This window comes from Thermostichus sp. MS-CIW-30 (assembly GCF_054058015.1).
Map to the genome: position 1 here is coordinate 130,124 of NZ_JBSRZW010000004.1, position 17,705 is coordinate 147,828.

At 58.0% G+C, this 17,705-nt stretch carries 8 protein-coding genes; 4 read left to right on the plus strand and 4 right to left on the minus strand.

What is annotated here, in order from left to right:
* Window positions 1–29: 29 nt before the first annotated feature.
* From ACVWXW_RS03140 to ACVWXW_RS03155, 4 genes are all read right to left on the minus strand, one after another.
* Entirely contained in the window at window positions 30–1,991 is a 1,962-nt protein-coding gene (locus ACVWXW_RS03140) for an O-linked N-acetylglucosamine transferase, SPINDLY family protein (RefSeq protein WP_457402725.1), read from the minus strand.
* Between the two features lie 41 nt (window positions 1,992–2,032).
* On the minus strand, window positions 2,033–3,508 hold the full coding sequence (locus tag ACVWXW_RS03145) for a site-2 protease family protein (RefSeq protein ID WP_457402727.1): 1,476 nt from the start codon (window positions 3,506–3,508) through the stop codon (window positions 2,033–2,035).
* A 47-nt stretch (window positions 3,509–3,555) separates the two neighbouring features.
* Window positions 3,556–4,647, minus strand: a complete 1,092-nt coding sequence (gene acsF, locus ACVWXW_RS03150; RefSeq protein WP_414356796.1) for a magnesium-protoporphyrin IX monomethyl ester (oxidative) cyclase — start codon at window positions 4,645–4,647, stop codon at window positions 3,556–3,558.
* A gap of 104 nt (window positions 4,648–4,751) precedes the next feature.
* Window positions 4,752–9,359, minus strand: coding sequence for a glutamate synthase-related protein (locus tag ACVWXW_RS03155; RefSeq protein ID WP_457402729.1), 4,608 nt, complete (start codon window positions 9,357–9,359; stop codon window positions 4,752–4,754).
* A 285-nt stretch (window positions 9,360–9,644) separates the two neighbouring features.
* Here ACVWXW_RS03155 and ACVWXW_RS03160 point away from each other — a divergent pair, with 285 nt between their 5' ends.
* The 4 genes from ACVWXW_RS03160 (at window position 9,645) to ACVWXW_RS03175 (ending at window position 17,491) form a co-directional block, all read left to right on the plus strand.
* The gene (locus tag ACVWXW_RS03160) at window positions 9,645–9,860 is read left to right on the plus strand and encodes an IS630 transposase-related protein (protein ID WP_414329292.1); all 216 of its coding nucleotides are present in this window, start codon (window positions 9,645–9,647) and stop codon (window positions 9,858–9,860) included.
* 613 nt (window positions 9,861–10,473) lie between these two features.
* Window positions 10,474–12,345 (plus strand): excinuclease ABC subunit UvrC, encoded by a 1,872-nt coding sequence (gene uvrC / locus ACVWXW_RS03165; RefSeq protein ID WP_457402731.1) that lies wholly within the window; start codon window positions 10,474–10,476, stop codon window positions 12,343–12,345.
* Window positions 12,346–12,555: 210 nt separating this feature from the next.
* Complete coding sequence (locus ACVWXW_RS03170; protein ID WP_457402733.1) at window positions 12,556–15,765, plus strand: PAS domain S-box protein; 3,210 nt, start codon at window positions 12,556–12,558, stop codon at window positions 15,763–15,765.
* 49 nt (window positions 15,766–15,814) lie between these two features.
* Complete coding sequence (locus ACVWXW_RS03175) at window positions 15,815–17,491, plus strand: NAD+ synthase (protein WP_457402747.1); 1,677 nt, start codon at window positions 15,815–15,817, stop codon at window positions 17,489–17,491.
* Window positions 17,492–17,705 lie beyond the last annotated feature (214 nt).

The window sequence follows — 17,705 nt, forward strand, 5'->3', positions numbered from 1 at the left end:
CCGTTTATCCTTTCACCCAAACTGCCCCCTCAGGTCTTCAGGCTTCGCAACCACTCTTCCAGAGCGCGGATCGGCGCGGGATCCCGGTAGACGCGATCTTGACGTGCTTTCACCTGCTGGCCCATTTGCTCTCGCCACTCTGGATCCAAGCCCAACTGACTGGCAATCTGGACGTATTCATCGAGGGTGTGGGCGATGGTATCCAGGATCCCCATCTGCTGCAGGATGGCGTAGGTGTGGCGGCCCCGCAGCAGGGATCCGGGCAAGGTGACGATGGGCAGGCCGTGGGGCAGGGCTTCCAGGGTGGTGTTGCCCCCTGACCAGCCGAGGCTATCCAGGTAAATATCCCCCAGGGCGTTGTAGGCGGCATATTCTGCAGGCGAGAGTTCCGGTAGGAGCACCACATACTCTTCGGCAGCTAGGTCATAGGCCTGAAAGGCTCGTCGCAGCCGCTGCCAAAAGCGCTCGCGGATCCCTTGGGAGAGGCGGCCCCGCAAAAATAGAAATTGACACTTCCCCACTTCCCGGGCGATGCGGGGGAACACCTCGTCGTACTGAGGTAAGTACTTGAATAGGGATTGGGCGCAGAGGTAAAGCACCCTGTCGGGATCCACCCCCCAAGCTTGCCAGTCCACAGGGGCGGGGTCAACTTCTAGGGGAATATAGTAGGTGCCGATGCCAGGCAGGGGCAGGAGCTGCTCGGTGTAATGGCCGGCCCCGTCCGGCGGCTCCATCAGCTCGCTGCTGAGGAAAACGTCTATTGTCGGCAGGCCAGAAGTTTGCGGGTGGCCCCAGGCCATCGCCTGTACCGGCGCCAAGCGGAGGGCGGCCAGTTGGGCACAGACCGGGTCAATGCCCACTTCCGGGTAGAGGAGCACATCCAGCTGTGCCTCTCGAATAGCCGCTTGCCATTCTTCTATGCTGCGGGATCCGGCCACAAAGTGCTCAAAACGAGGGGGCAGGGAGCACGTGACCTCATCTTGGATGACCGAGGTGTGGAAGCCGTAGAGGGCCACTTGAGCACGATCCAGGGCTTCTACCCAGCCGCGAGTCAGGATCTTCCAAACGGAGTGATCCCGAAACAGGCCGGAGACAATGCCCACCCGCAGCTTGTCGGCGCGTTGCTTGAGCAGCAGAGGGGGGTGGGGGTAGCGGGCTGCCATGACCTCACAGACCAGGGATCCGTAGAGCTGCTGCAGATCGCGGTCGTTCTGGCCTTGGTAGGGCAAAAAGAAGGGCTGGACGGAGCCGATCCCGGCAGCCGCTTGCTCCAGGGTTATCGGATCCCGCGGCAGGTGTTCCCAGCGGCCCTTCACCTGTTGTAGGGCTTGGCGGTAGCGCTCCCGAGCCACGGAAACTTGGTCTGCTGAGGCGTACAGCAAGGGCAACTGGCTCACACACCACCCCAGGGCCGCGGCCAAGTCGGCGGGATCCGCTTGCCAGAGTTGGTAGAACAGCTCCGCCGCTTTTTCCTCTTGGCCACAATCCCGCAGCACAATGGCCAAGGTGTAGGCAGCATCGGCAAAGTCCGGCTGCAGCTCCAGGGCCTGTCCTAAGGGGACAAGGGCCGCCTCCAAATCCCCCTGCTGCCGCAGCACCAGCCCCAACTGGTAGAAGACTTCTGGATCCGGCCCCCCCTGCTCTAGGGCCAGTTGCAGGTGAGTTTTCGCCTCCGCCAGCCGCCCCGCCTGCTTGAGGGCAATCCCCAGGTTAAAGTGGGCATCGGGGAACCAAAGCTGTTGGACAAGGGCCTGCCGGATCAGGGCAATCGCGTCGTCCAGGGATCCCTGTTGCTGCCGACAGACCCCCAAGAGGTGCAGTGCCTCGGGGTGGGTGGGCTGGGCTTGCAGCACCTGCTGGTAAAGCGAGACGGCCTGTGGCCATTGACCTGCCTGGTGATGGCGAACGGCTTGGGCCAACAGACGCTGCAGGTGCTCTCCTCTGTCCTTTCCAGCTTTGCCTAGGCCAAAGCCTTTCCCCGGTCCAGACACAGTGAGCTCCTCTCGCCGGCGGATCCTGGGCCTCTACCCCATCAGCCGTTGGGGAAATTGAGAAAGCCCGCCAAGGCCGGAGCAATCGGCAACAGGGTCATGACCATCAAAAAGAGGGCCAGCAAAGCCAGCGCATCCCGCTGGCCATCGGTCTCTGTGATTTCATCCTGAGGGGGACGCTCTGGCTCGCGAGCAATGAACAGGATCAGCAGCGCCCAATAGAGGGCCAAGACGTTGCTGATGGCCGCCACCGCCAAGGCAATCAGGGTGATGAAGGTGGCGCGGGCCGCCGTCTTCCGCCCGTACACCGCCTGCACAATGCGACCCCCGTCCAGCTGCCCTGCCGGCAGCAGGCTCAAGGCGGTGATTGCCAGGCCAATCCAGCCCACGGCAACAAAAGGATGAATGGGGATCAGCTCCGCCTGCAACTGGGATCCCAGCACCAGCCGCGCTAGGGTGCCTACCAGGATGGAGCTGCGGAAGATCTCCGTGGGCACATACAGACCCTCGGAGCCGGAGAGCTTCAGGCCAGCCAAGAGCACCAGCAGCGACAGGATCCCGCTCGCTGCCGGGCCGGCAAAGGCAATGTCGAAGAGGGCCTTGCGGCTGGGCACCGGCGATTGGATGCGGTTTAGGGATCCCAGCGTGCCGATCCCCAAGCTGGGGATAACAAAAGCAGGGCTGAGGCGCACGCCGTACTTGCCCGCCATCCAGCGGTGTCCGGTCTCATGCACCAGCAAGATGGCGAAGATCCCGGCCGCCACCGGCAGGGCTTCCACCCAGCGCCCTGGCGCATCCAACAGCCGGAAGCCCAAGAGATTGGCCCCCACCTCCAACGTGGCGACGAAGCTGAAGACCAGCAACGCCCCCGCCAGGATCTGCGCCCCCACGGAAGCGCGGTAATTGACGATGGGATCCGGCAAGACCACCACCGCCGGCTTTTCCGCCGGATCCTCCACCAAAAAGAGCTGGTAGCGACTGCCCACCTGCTCTTTGAGCTTCTCCACCAGCAGGGGTACCACCACCTCCGCCTCCTGGCGCAGGTTGCCCTTAAAAATCGCCCCTTCCCCATAGGGGACGGTCTCGGTGACGAAAAAGGTATCGAGGCCGAAAATAGACTGAATGGCCTGCAGATCCTCAGCCGAGATCCGCTGCAGAACCGCAGGCGCTTCCAAAGGCGCCTCCCCTGCCGAAGGGGCTTCCCCCTGCTCTTCCAGACGAGCCAACTGCTCGCGACGGGCCTGCAGCTCCTGCTGGGCCAACTGGCGGGTCTTGCGCCCCACAGCAATGTAAAGCCCTGTAAAGACCAACAGCAACACCAGGAAGCCTGCAAAATTGAGGTAGATCCCCAGCAGCAGCAGCCCCAGGAAAACCACCCACGGCAACAAGAGCAGGGATCCCTGTAACCACACCCAAACGGCTAAGGATCCCCGCCGACGGGCTCTCCAGAAGCCCCAACCCAAAAAGGCCAGCGTTCCCAGCAAAAAGAGCGGCGTAATCTCAGCGGCAATGTTCATGGCTGACCTATGAGGCTGTACGGGTACCAAGCTGAGGGCAAGACGGCTCAAGCAGAAACAGCCGTTCCTTCAAAACGGGGCTCCGGCTGCTCCCACAGGTAGAAGCCAGCTTTCCGAGGTTTCAGGAGGAACAGCCGCAAAAACTGATAGAAGTTATCCAAGTAGAGGGGCAGCTTGCGCAAACCCTTGAAGGGGCCGGATCCCCGGGCAATCTCCCTCAGCTTAGCGTTGTTGGCCACGCACTTTTGCAGCCGCCGCACAAACTCAGGGTTTTCCACATCCAACACCACCGGGAACACCTTGGCCGCCTCGCGGTTGGTCTTGTAGATTACCTCCATGTCATAAGTATGGGGATCCAGCCCGATGAGGCGGTAGAAATCCGGGCGCTCTCCCACATCGTTGAGGTACATAGTGGCGAACACCGACAGCAAGAAGAAACGGCACCACAGCTTGGCCACCCATCCCTTGAGCAGCCGCGGCTGGCTTAGGAGCATGAGCGCAAAGAAATCGCCGTGGCGGTTCTCGTCCTGGCACCAGTTCTTGAAGAAGTTGAAGATCGGGTAAACGCGATCCTCGGGGTGGGCCTCCAGGTGGCGGTAGATGAGGATGTAGCGCCAGTAGCCGATCTTCTCCGAGAGATAGGTGGCATAGAAGATGAAACGCGGCGCGAAATAGGTATAGGACTTGTGCTTGGTCAAAAAGCTCAGGTCAAAGGCCAAGTTAAAGTCGCCCATAGCCCGGTTCAGGAAGCCGGCATGGCGGGCCTCGTCGCGGCTCATCAGGGCAAAGCACTCGGCCAAAACGGGGTTGGTCTCTTTTAGCTTGCGCGACAGCTCCTTGTAGAGGAGAAAACCGGAGAACTCAGCTGTACAGGAGCGCTCCAAGAACTCCACAAACAACCGGCGCGCCTGCGGATCCAGGCGGCTTTCCCAGTCTTGGTTGAACTCCTCACCCCGGACGAAGTGATGGCGGTTGTAGTCGGCGCGAAACTCCTGCAGGATGGCCCGGAAATCAGCCTCTCGATCCCCTAAGCCCATTTTGCCGATGGCCTCGAAATCGGTGGTGTAGAAGCGCGGCGTCAGGATGGTCTCGGTGGGCACTCGCGCTTGAGTTTGAGCAGCTTGCAAACTGGGACTCATAGTGATTTAAAGCGGATGAAAAGGCCAGGTATACTCTCGCAGTTTACCAGCCTCTCTGGCCGTCGTGGGGATAAGAAGTGTTACCGGCAGGCTCTGAGAGATCCTTAAGACTCCACTGCCAGCGGCTGGGATCGCAAGGGATCCGTCAGCTCGCTGCCCTCCTCCGAAGGCGGGATCACCTGCCAAAACAGGGGCAAGCAGGATTCCCAATTTTGCAGAATGCGCTCCGCTTTGGGGGAATGGGTGCGGCGATAGTGCTCTTGGATCAGGCTCTTCAGTTGTGCCTCTGCTGCCGCCGTCTGCACCCGCTGAATGCGCACGATCTCCCCGTTGACCTTGGCGGGGAAGTTGCCCTCCTCATCCAGCACATAGGCCAGGCCGCCGGTCATCCCCGCTCCCAGGTTGCGGCCCACCCGCCCCAGCACCACCACCACACCACCGGTCATGTACTCGCAGCAGTGGTCGCCGGATCCCTCGATCACCGCCTGCGCTCCCGAGTTGCGCACCGCAAAGCGTTCCCCCGCCTGGCCGTTGGCAAACAGGGATCCGCCCGTGGCCCCGTACAAACAGGTGTTGCCCAGGATTACATTTTCCGCCGGATCGCGGGGCGCCTCAGGGGGAGCCAGGATGACGATCTCGCCGCCACACATGCTCTTGCCCACGTAGTCATTCGCTTCTCCTGTCAGGGTCAGGCGCATCCCCGCCAGTGTAAAAGCGCCAAAGCTCTGGCCGGCGCTGCCGACAAAGCGCAGATCCAACTGCCCCCCCTGTTGGGCGAAGCCGGTATCTCCGTACAAGCGGGCCAAGGTTCCGGCAATGCGCCCGCCCACACAGCGGTCGGTGTTGGCGATAGGGATCTCCACCGTGGCCGTGCCGCAGGTTTCCACCGCCTTCTGCACCTCCGGCTGAGCCAGGATCTGCTCATCCAGCACCGGGCCGTTGGAATGCACCGGCTCATGCTCCAACCAGTCGGGCAGGGTGTTGGGATCAAAACCGGGGGGAGTTCGCAGCAGACACTCCAAGTTCAAGGATTGGGTCTTCTGCAGAACCGCATCGGCCCGCGGACAGAGCAGATCCACCCGTCCAATCACCTCCTTCAGAGAGCGGTAGCCCAGTTGCGCTAAGACTTGGCGCACCTCCTCCGCCACAAAGGTGAAGAAGGTCACCACGTGATCTGGCGTGCCGGGGAAGCGCTTGCGCAACTCCTCCTTCTGGCTGGTCACTCCCACAGGGCAGTTGTTGGTGTGGCACACCCGCGCCATGATGCACCCCTCCGCAATCATGGCCACCGTGCCAAAGCCAAACTCTTCTGCCCCCAGCATGGCCGCCATCACTACTTCCCAACCCGTGCGAATGCCGCCATCCACCCGCAGGATGGAGCGCTGCCGTAGGCCGTTTTCCAGCAGGGTATGATGCACCTCCACCAGGCCCAACTCCCAAGGTGCCCCGGCATGTTTGATGGAGCTCAAGGGGGAAGCCCCTGTGCCCCCTTCATGGCCGGAGATTTGGATGATGTCGGCGTTGGCCTTGGCTACTCCTGCCGCCACCGTGCCGATGCCCACCTCCGCCACCAGCTTCACCGACACCTGTGCCTGGGGGTTCACCTGGTGCAAGTCGAAGATCAACTGCGCCAGATCCTCGATGGAGTAGATGTCGTGGTGGGGCGGCGGCGAGATCAAGGTCACCCCCGGCTTGGAGCGGCGCAGCTTGGCGATGTAGGGGCTGACCTTTTTGCCCGGCAGTTGTCCGCCCTCGCCCGGCTTGGCCCCCTGGGCAATTTTGATCTCAATTTGCCGCGCGTTGAGCAAATACTCCGGTGTCACGCCAAAGCGGCCCGAGGCCACCTGCTTCACCGCCGAGCTGGCGTTGTCCCCCATGCGCAGCCCCTTCAGGTGGGGAAAGCGGGCCGAGGTGCCATCTGGGCCTACATCGGTGATGGGGAGGTATCGTTCTGGATCTTCCCCGCCTTCACCGGAGTTGGACTTGCCGCCGATGCGGTTCATGGCAATGGCCAGGGTCTCGTGGGCCTCGCGGCTGAGGGCCCCCAAGGACATCCCACCTGTGGCAAAGCGTTTGAAAATCTCCGACACCGGTTCCACTTCCTCCAAGGGAATGGGATCCCGGTCGCTGCGGAAATCCAGCAGGTCTCGCAACGCGGTGGGGGTGCGGCTGCGCAGGTGCGCCCTGTAGATCTCATAGTGGGCAGGCTGGCCCGATTCGATGGCCTTGTGCAGCAGTTTGGCCATTTCTGGACTGTTGATGTGGTATTCGCCTTTGGGCCGCGCCTGGATAAAGCCAAAGTTCTCCAGCTTTTTCGAGGTGAGTTCGGGAAAGGCCCGCTGGTGATTCACCATGCCCTCGCGGGCCAGATCCGCCAGCGTCATGCCTCCCACCCGCGACACCGTGCCGCGGAAGGCCAGATCGATCACCTCTTGGCTCAGGCCAATGGCCTCGAAAATCTGCGCTCCGTGGTAGCTGGAGAGCAGAGAAATGCCCATTTTGGAAAGAATCTTGAGCAGCCCTGCCTCAATGGCGGCGCGGTACTTCAGTTGCACCTCGGCCAGGGAAAGCTGGGGCAACTTGCCGGCAGCCATCTGGGTTTGCGTCTTGGGCTTGTGCCACCACTGCCGCACAGCTTCATAGGCCAGATAAGGACAAACGGCGCTGGCCCCGTAGCCGATCAAGCAGGCAAAGTGGTGGGTGCTCCAGCATTGGGCAGTCTCCACCACCAGGGAAGCGCGTAGGCGCAGCCCCTCCTGGATGAGGTGATGGTGGATGGCGCCCACCGCCAACAGAGGTGGGATCAGAGCCTGCTCGGCATCAAGGCCGCGATCCGAGAGAATCAAGATCTCAGCTCCCCCCCGCACTGCCTGAGCCGCCTGCTGGCAGAGGGCCCGTACCTGGACCTCCAGTCCTTCTGGGCCGGCAGCCACCGGATAGAGAATCGGGAGCGTGTGGCAGGGAAAAGGGGTATGCTGCAGAGCGGCCAGCTCCGCTTCGTTGAGCACCGGACTGCGCAACTGCAACAGGCGGGCATGCTCAGGGCGGATCTCCAGCAGGTTGCCCTTGGATCCCAGATACACATCCAAAGACATCACCAGGCTCTCCCGCAGGGGATCGATGGCAGGGTTGGTGACCTGGGCAAAGCGCTGCTTGAAATAGTCGTAGAGGGGATGAGGCTGGGTGGACAGCACAGCCAGCGGCGCATCATCCCCCATGCTGAAGGTGGGCTCCTTGCCCGTAGCCGCCATCTCCTCGATGATCATCTCCACATCTTCTGAGGAGTACCCGAAGGCGGTTTGGGCTTGTAACAGTTGTTCTTCCGAGAGGTGAGGGGTATTTTCAAAGCCTTGGGTGCTGAGCTGAACGCGATGGGCTTTGAGCCATTCGCCGTAGGGGTGCTGGGCTGCCACCTGGGTTTTGATCTCCCAGTTTTTGCAGATTTGCCCGCTCTGCAGATCCACCGTCAGCATCTGCCCCGGGCCTAGCCGCCCTTTTTCCAAAATGTCGGTCTCCGGCAGAGGAACCACGCCAGCTTCCGAGGCCACCACCAGCAGACCATCGCGGCTGCGAGCGTAGCGGGCTGGGCGCAGGCCATTGCGATCCAACGTGGCCCCGATGGTTTTGCCGTCGCAGAAAACCACCATCGCCGGGCCATCCCAAGGCTCCTGCAGGCCGCCGAAGAACTCGTAGAAATCCACCACTTCCGGGTGATTCTGCAGTTCTGGCTGGTTGCGATAGGCTTCCGGGATCAGCACCATCATCGCCTGCTGAGTGGAGTAGCCCGACTGAATCAACAGCTCAAACACAGCGTCCAGACCTGCTGAGTCGCTGGTGCCCGGGTCAATAATCGGCTTCAGATCCTCGACCGCTGTACCCCAGCGGGGATGGGAAAGGGTTTGTTCGCGGGCGGCCATCCAGTTGACATTGCCCAGGTAGGTGTTGATCTCGCCGTTGTGGCAGAGGTAGCGGAAAGGCTGAGCCAGCGACCAACGCGGCAGGGTATTGGTGCTGAAGCGGCGGTGGTAGGTGGCGTAGGTGGTGGTGTAGAGGGGGTTTTGCAGATCTCGATAAAACTGGCCCAGAACCGACGATTGCACCATGCCTTTGTAAACGACAACCCGGCAGGACAAAGAGGCAAAATACAGAGCATAAAAGCCAAACCGAGCCTCTACCCGCCGCCGAATGCGCCGCCGCAACAGATAGAGCTGCTGCTCTAGCTCGTCTCCTTCCAGCGTGGGATGGGTGAGGAGCATCTGCCAAATGGAGGGCATGGTCTGCCGCGCCATCGGCCCCAGGCAATTGGGATTGACCGGTACCTGCCGCCAAACCACCCGCTGCCAGTCGGTGGTGGTCAAGTACTCATCGATCACCTGCTGCACCGCCTGACACTCAGCGGGATCCTGAGGCAAAAAGACCATCCCCACCGCGCTGTGAGTGGGATCCCAAGCTCGAATTTCTTCCCTCTCTGCCTGCAACAGCGACCAGGGGATTGCCGTTGCAATGCCCGCCCCATCACCGCTCTGGCCGTCGCCGCCACAGCCACCCCGATGTTCCATACAGGTGAGGGCCTGAAGGGTTTTCTGCAAGAGGTCGTGGCTGGCTCTCCCCTGCTGATTCACCAAAAAGCCGACCCCGCAAGCATCCCGCTCTTGAAAGTGCCAGTTTTCCTGCAGGATAGGGACCGAGACCTGAGAGGGATGGGGATTCATAGGAGTAAAAACAGTTTGGAATAAATCACGCTTTCAGAGGTGGAAAACCAGCATATCGCACTCCAATCCGACAGGAAAAGGGGGGCAGTCTCAAGTCACGGCTGGCTCTTGCCAACAGGGCAACCGTTGGGGCAATCGGCTCAGCGAAGTAAAGACAAAAAAGCTCGCCATGAACAGATTTTTCGAGTTTCTTCTGCGGCTTTCCCCGACGGACTGCGGACGACCTGAGAAAGCTAGGGCGAATGCGCCAGCTCACACCGGCTCCGCTCGCTGGCAACTGGCCCTGTGGAGAACTGCGGTAGGGAGACAGCCGTAGGGTATGTCCAGGAAGAGGGCAACCCCACAGATGTACAACAGATGTACAAAGTCAGGCGTGCAACGGTCTATCGCTGGCTGAACCTAGAAGACCTCAGGCCGACAAAAGTCAAGACCCAGAAGCCAAAGATAGACTTGGCCGCCCTGCAGCAAGACATAGGCCAGGATCCAGGAGCTCAATTGTAAGGATAGAGCTCAGAGATTCGGGTCGCGCCAGCGGGACGGAGCCCTTGCCCTATTGACTATACTGGTGGTGCTCTGGGAGCAATGATACTATTACCCTAGATTTTTCGTGTTTCTGAGTAAGCTCATGCTGACTTGCCCAAACCGTTATTCTTTTAACTTAGATACGACAAGATCCATAATGGAAAGCAGCATTATCGATGCCAGGATTGTCGAGGCAATTTATACCTGAATCTACTTAAAAGATTGTCTCAGAAGTCAATATATCCCTAGTTAATAAACTTAAGCGACTTTCCATTGCTGCTATATCTTATGTAAATGAACTACCAAAACTCTGGACAAAATTATGTTAATCACAAATCAGCTTATCCTTCCCAAATCATGGAGGTCTACCCGTCAAAAGAGGTACTTTGATCCTGCGATGCGACGAGCTATTGCCATTTGTGCTAGCAGGTTGGAGCTTGAAAGCAGGACGAGCTTCCCAAACTTGTTCAGAATGATTGTTCAGAATGACTGTGTCTCCACATGGGTTGGAGTCAGTGTTGCCGAGAAAAGCCATATCCTTGCTAGATTGAAGTCATGGGATCCCTGACTCTACCCGGTAGAACTGAACTTTATGACCGTCCCTCTGATTCACAGCCGTGACGTTCTAGAGAGCCGTCTCAAGGAGATTCCTGCTGAACCCGGCGTATATTTAATGCGAGATGCCACGGATCAGATCCTCTATGTAGGCAAGTCCAAGAAATTGCGCTCTCGAGTGCGATCTTATTTCCGCTTCACCGGCGACCTGTCCCCTCGCATTCAGCGCATGGTAGCTCAGGTTTGCGAGATCGAGTTTATCGTAACCGACAATGAAAGTGAAGCCCTAGCCCTAGAAGACAATCTGATTAAGACCCATCAGCCCCCTTATAATGTTCTCCTTAAGGACGATAAAAAGTATCCCTATTTGTGTATTACCTGGTCGGAGCCTTATCCCCAGCTTTACATCACCCGCCATCGTCGCCTTGATCGGAATCAAGACAAATACTATGGCCCCTACACCGATGTTGGCCTGTTGCGCCATACCCTTGGGTTGGTCAAACGAATTTTTCCCTTGCGCCAACGGCCCAAACCTCTGTACAAAGATCGCACCTGTTTGAACTACGACATTGGGCGCTGCCCCGGAGTATGCCAAGGCTTGATCAGCCCAGAAGAGTATCGCAAAACGCTGACTCAAGTGGCCATGATCTTCCAAGGCCAGACAGATGATCTGATCCGAGAGCTGCAGGAGAAGATGATCCAGGCTGCCGAACAGGAAAATTACGAGGCAGCCGCACGATATCGGGATCAAATTCGCGGTTTGGAACAATTGGGAGAATCCCAGAAGGTCTCTTTGCCTAACTCTACCGTCAGCCGTGATGCTCTGGCCTTAGCCATGAACGATTCGCGAGCTTGCATTCAGTTGTTTCAGGTGCGAGCGGGCAAGTTGGTGGGGCGACTGGGGTTTGTTGCCGAAAATCGGGGCGATGATCCGGCGTTGATTTTGCAGCGGGTTCTACAAGAGCATTATCAATACTGCGATCCGGTGGAAATTCCCTCTGAGATTTTGACCCAGTATGAATTGCCCGATCACGATTTTCTGGAGTCTTGGCTGAGCCAGAAAAAAGGCCGCAAGGTCAGCCTCATTGCCCCCCAACGGCAGAGCAAAGCCGAGCTGATCGAGTTGGTTGAGCGGAATGCCCAACTGGAGCTAACCCGCACTCAGCGCTTGGCGGATCGGGATGCCGCGGCCTTGGAGCGCTTGGCAGAAGTCTTGGATTTGCCGGATGTGCCCCGCCGTCTAGAAGCCTACGATATTTCCCACATCCAGGGATCCGATGCTGTGGCCAGTCAGGTGGTGTTTATCGATGGCCTGCCTGCCAAACAGCACTACCGCCGCTACAAGATTCGCAACCCTGAGGTGCGCCCCGGTCACTCCGATGATTTTGCCAGCCATGCAGAAGTGGCCCGGCGTCGCTTCAGCAAAATGACCCCTGAGGATCAGCCGGATTTGGTGCTCATCGACGGGGGCAAGGGGCAGTTGTCGGCAGTCATGGCCGTCTTGGCGGATTTGGGGCTGGATCACCTGCCGGTAATTGCCTTGGCCAAGCGAGAAGAAGAGATCTTTCTGCCGGGGGATCCCGTGCCCCTGCGGTTGCCGGCCCAAGATCCGGCTCGCTTGTTGTTGCAACGCCTGCGAGATGAAGCCCACCGATTTGCTCTCGCCTTTCATCGCCAGCAACGGAAAGCGCGTCAACATGCCTCTACGCTGGACGAGATCCCCGGCTTGGGCAAGTATCGGCAAAAGCTGCTGATGGAAGAATTTCGGTCGATTGCCCGCATTCAGGTGGCCTCAGAAGACCAGTTGGCTCAAGTGCCCGGCATTGGCCCGAAGATTGCCCGGCAGATTTACCGCTACTTTCACCCGGAAACTCAGGCGGGATCCCCGGAGACAGCGCAGGTGGAGTAGTTGAGAATCCGCACAGGGATCCCTGCCCTACCGGCAGCCCACGGGGTAACATCCACAGAAACCTAAGCACCCTTCCTCGCCCGTGATTTTACGAGATCACGGGGGAACTTGTAGTGCGGAAAACATCGCTCAAAGCAAAAATGATACATAATCTCAGGGGCAGGCGTTCTTAGTGCCCTAGTACTGCTTGCGAAAACATAGGGGATCCTGATGTTGGCCGGACTCGATGTGCTCCTGGAAAATGCCCCCATTGGGATCTTTCGTGTGGATCTGCAGGGACGATACCGGTTTGCCAATGCCAAGCTTGCCGAGATATATGGCTATACTTCCTCTGCCCATTTGATGCGCCATCTGTCGGATTTTGGCCATCATCTCTATGCTGACGCTGCCGGTCGTCGCCAGTTTTTCCAGGATCTGCTTGCAGGCAAAGTCGGCGATGGGAGAGTGGCGCAAGAGTTTTTGATCCACAGTCGCAAGGGCTTGGACTTGTGGGTGCGAGAACAAATTCAAGTTGTCCGCAATCCGGCAGGGGATCCCCTCTGTTTTGAGGGGTATGTGGAAGACATCACGGCGCGGAAGCAGGCTGAACAAGCGCTTGCAGAGAGCCAACTCCGCTACAAAAGGTTGGTTTGTGCTATCCCACAAGCCTTAATGATCTTTAGCCAAGAAGGCAAATGCCTGGAGCTGATTTCTTCCCCGGAGAATGCTTGTGTTGCCTCACTCCCAGCAGAGCACCTTCAGGGAAAAGCAGTGCAAGAGCTGTTCGGCTCTGAGGTTAGCGACCAACTCCGGAGGCTGATTGACCGTTGCTTGAGCAGCGGATCCCAGCAAACCTTGGAATATCCCCTAACCAACTCAGCGGGAGAGCTCCGTTACCAAGAAATTTGCATAGTTCCCTACGGAGCAAATTGCGTGCTTGGCTGCATTCAAGATATTACCGAGCGTAAGCGTCTAGATCTGGCTTTGTTGGAGATTCAACAGCGATTCTGGGGTATTGTAGAGTCCTGCAATTTGGGCATTTCTCTGCTGCCTCTTGAGCCAGAATCCAAGCCACATGGCATGAACTCAGCCCTCAAGGATATAACAGGATATTCTGCAGAGGAACTGAAAGCTTTGCCTCTGGAGGCCTATATCCCAGATTTGGCTGATGTTGAAACCCTAAAAAACCTCTGGCAGGAGATGATCGAGGGTCGGCGCAGTCATTATGAATTGGAACATCGCTACACCCGAAAGAATGGCCAAATCATCTGGACAAAGTCTCAGGTTTATGTTGTGAGAGATGAAGAACAAAAGCCTCTGTTTGCCGTTCACTTCCTGGATGATATCAGCGAGCGCCGATCCATCAAATCTGCTCTTGAGGAAATTCAAAACCAATTGCAGGGGATCTTCAACTTCTGTAGCCAAGGGATTGCTCTGATGAGCTTGGATCCTGATCCCCGGTATCTCAGCCTCAACCCGGCAATGGCAGAGATTACAGGGTATAGCGAGGAAGATTGGTCAGCTCTGAAAGCGGAAGATTACACCCCCTATCCTGAAGATCGAGAACGGGGCGAGATACTCTGGAATGAATTGATTGCCGGATACGCTAGCAACTATGAATATGAAAAGGTGATCCGCCGTAAAGATGGCAGAGAGATCTGGGTTCGCCTGCAACTGTCTGTAGTGCGAAACGCTCAAAACGAGCCTCTGTTTGTCATCCAATTTCTAGAAGATATTTCCGAGCGAAAAAGGGCCGAAACTCACCTGCGAGAAAGTTTGGCCGATCTGGCCCGCAGCGAAGCACGTTACCGCGCCCTTTACGAAGTGATTCCAGACATGATTCTGCAGGTGGATCGGCAAGGGCTAATCCTGTCCTACAAGCCCCCAAAAGGATTTGCATCGGCCTATCCCGATGACCGCTATCCTAACCAGTACATTCAGGATCTGTTTCCAGAGCATTGGAAAATCTACTTTGCTCCCTTGTTGGAGAAAGCCTTTCAAACGGGAGAAATTCAGGTTATTGAATATCCACTTCCCAAAACTTCTCAAGACACTGCGGAAGCATTGCCGGAATATCGTGAGGCACGTCTGTTGCCGTTTGGGCCGGATGAGGCCATTGTTTTGGTGCGCGATATCACCCTGCGCAAGCGCCTGGAGCTGGCCCAGCAAACACGAGAAGCTGAATTAACAGTCCTGGTGCAACAGCGAACCCAGCAACTGGAACGCAGTCTGCAGTTTGAATCGATTCTGCGCCGCCTCATCCATCAGATACGGGCAACTCTGGACGAAAAGCAGATCTTGCAGACAGTTGTGAACGAGCTGGGAAAATTTTTGGGCGTTCTTTTTTGCAATGTTGGCCTTTACGATAGCCGCCGAACCTACTCCCTGATCAGCTATGAATACACGACGCTTTCGACCTCTGGGGTCGGGGCTCGGGTTTGGATGAGAGATTTTCCCCTCTTCTACGAACAGCTATGGCGAGGCTGGTGCTTTCAACTGTGCGCTCGGGATCGTCAACGGGATCCCGACACTTTGCCCCCTTATTTGACCAAGCTGGCCTGCCCCATTGCCGACGATCAGGGCATTCTTGGGGATCTGTGGCTGGCTCGGCCTCCTGAGGAGAGTTTTAGCGATTGGGAAATCGATTTGGCTCAGCAAATGGCGGCCCAGTGTGCGATTGCCTTGCGACAGGCCAGGCTCTACCTCAGCAGCCAGGCTCAGGTGACGGAATTGAAAAAACTCAGCCAAATTAGGGATAACTTCCTGGCCGCCGTCTCCCATGAGCTGCGCACTCCCCTTACCAGCATTAGCCTCTCGGTTCACCTGCTGAAACTGAGCCATCAAGTTTCTCCTCTCACCCCCAAGCAAATCCAGTATCTTGAGGTTCTGGAGCAGGCGTGCGAGCGAGAGATCTCCCTAATTAACGATCTTCTGGATCTACAAAATTTGTCGGGCAATACGCTCAAGCTGCCCTCTGAGCAGGTTAACCTGCCTCTCCTTTTGGCACCTCTTATCAATCGGTTCCAAGACCGGATGCGCAAGCGGCAGCAAACCCTAGAAGTTCACTGGGATCCCCACCTGCCCTATCTGCACACCCATCCCCGCCTGTTGGAACGCTTGGTCTGTGAGCTTTTGACCAATGCCCACAAATTTACGCCCGCCGGCAAACACATTGTCCTAGAGGTTGTTGCTTTGGGTTCCGACCGCTGGGAGCTGCGCTTGACCAACACGGGCACCACCATTCCCCTCGAAGAACAAGAACGCATTTTCGAGCAGTTTTATCGCATCCCCCACTCGGATCCCTGGCAGCAGGGGGGAACAGGCTTGGGATTGGCTCTGGCCCAAGCCATTGCCAACCACTTGGGCGGCTCTTTGCAGGTGGAAAGCACTGCCCACCAAACCACGTTTATTCTTCGCTTGCCCGCAGCAGAATCTTGTTGACGATTCGGTTTGGGCCACTTATGGTGAGATTTACCATATGGGGGGCAGGGTGAAGGTAGCGCTGTTGCAACTGAACTACATCGTCGGCGATCTGAGCGGAAATGCCGAGCGCATCCGTTCGGCAGTCGAGGCAGTGGCGGCGGCGGGAGCAGAGTTGGCCATCACCTCGGAGCTGGCGTTGCTGGGATATCCACCCCGTGATTTGTTGCTCTACCCGGCCCTGATCGAGAGAGCGAACCAAGTTTTGCAGCACTTGGCCAGTCGGCTACAGGCCAGCATTCCGGTGGTCGTGGGATCCGTGCAGCCCAATCCTCTGCCTGAGGGTCGGCCCCTTTACAATGCTGCTGCCTGGCTGGAGGGGGGCCAGATCCGCCATTGGTTCCAGAAGTCGCTCTTGCCCACCTACGATGTATTCGATGAGGATCGCTATTTTGAGCCGGGATCCCAGCCCCAACCCATCGAGTACCGTGGCCGCCGCCTGGGCTTTACCATTTGTGAAGACATTTGGAACGACCGCGACTTTTGGCAGCACCGCCGCTACCACTGGGATCCGGTGGAAGAGATGGCCCGCTGCGGTGCCGACCTGCTGATTAACCTCTCGGCCTCCCCCTTCAGCCTAGGCAAACAGAAGTTGCGGGTGGAGATGCTGGGATCCCTGGCCCGCAAGCACGCCCTGCCCATTCTCTATGTCAATCAAGTGGGGGGCAACGACGATCTCATCTTCGATGGGGCCAGTTGCGCCCTAGATCGCCGGGGTCGGGTTGTGGCCCAAGCGGCTGCCTTTCAGCCGGATCACCTCATCCTGGATGTGGACGAGTTGACGCAGTCTCCCAACCCAGACCAGAGCCCACCGACCGCGGGATCCCGCTGGCCGACCGAGCCGGAAGCTGAGCTGTACGAGGCGTTGGTTTTGGGCACCCGCGATTACGTCAGCAAATGTGGCTTTCGCGAGGTGCTATTGGGCCTGTCGGGGGGGATCGACTCTGCCGTCACTGCTGTGATTGCTGCCGATGCTTTGGGGCCGGAGCGGGTGCTGGGGGTGCTCATGCCCTCTCCCTATTCCAGCCCTGGCAGCCTGACCGACGCCTACCAACTGGCGCAAAACTTGGGGATCCCTACCCTGAAGCTGCCGATTCAGGCTATCATGGAGAGCTACCACCAGCTTTTGGCAGAGCCCTTTGCCGGCCTCCCCCCAGACATCACGGAAGAAAACCTGCAATCGCGCATTCGCGGCACCCTCCTCATGGCCCTTTCCAACAAGTTCGGGCGGCTGCTGCTGACCACAGGCAACAAATCAGAGCTAGCAGTGGGCTACTGCACCATTTACGGGGATATGTCCGGCGGCCTGGCGGTGATTTCCGATGTGCCCAAGACCTGGGTGTACCGCTTGGCTCGCTGGATCAACCGACAGCAGGAGCGGATCCCGCTTGCTACGCTGACCAAGCCCCCCTCGGCAGAATTGCGACCTGGCCAACAAGATAGCGACAGCCTGCCCCCCTACGATTTGCTGGACAAGATCCTGCAGCGGCACATCGAGCAGCATCAATCCAGCCCCGAGTTGGTGGCTCAAGGGTTCGATCCCGACATCGTGCAGCAGGTGCTGCGGCTGGTTCAAAAAGCCGAGTTCAAGCGACACCAAGCTCCCCCTGGGCTACGCATTACCGATCGCGCCTTCGGCACCGGCTGGCGGATGCCAATCGCCAAGCGGCAGGAAGGGATCATCTAATGGAACTAGTGGGATACCCTCACCAAATTTTCGGGCTGGAGGCCCGCACCATAGCCGCAGGCTTGGTGTCGGGAGGAAAGCCCGCCTCCTTATAGGTTTGCTGGTCAAAAGTCTGGATAAACTACAATAAGCCCATGAGCCAGACTATCTCTGTACGTTGCAAGCTGATAGTCCCACAAGAGTTGCGTCAAGAAATTGACCGCACCTTGCAGGG

What these genes read in the sequence shown, in the direction of transcription:
- ACVWXW_RS03145 (WP_457402727.1), bottom strand. Translation starts at nt 3,508, where the DNA reads ATGAACATTGCCGCTGAGATTACGCCGCTCTTTTTGCTGGGAACGCTG.
- acsF (WP_414356796.1), bottom strand. Translation starts at nt 4,647, where the DNA reads ATGAGTCCCAGTTTGCAAGCTGCTCAAACTCAAGCGCGAGTGCCCACC.
- ACVWXW_RS03155 (WP_457402729.1), bottom strand. Translation starts at nt 9,359, where the DNA reads ATGAATCCCCATCCCTCTCAGGTCTCGGTCCCTATCCTGCAGGAAAAC.
- uvrC (WP_457402731.1), top strand. Translation starts at nt 10,474, where the DNA reads ATGACCGTCCCTCTGATTCACAGCCGTGACGTTCTAGAGAGCCGTCTC.
- ACVWXW_RS03170 (WP_457402733.1), top strand. Translation starts at nt 12,556, where the DNA reads ATGTTGGCCGGACTCGATGTGCTCCTGGAAAATGCCCCCATTGGGATC.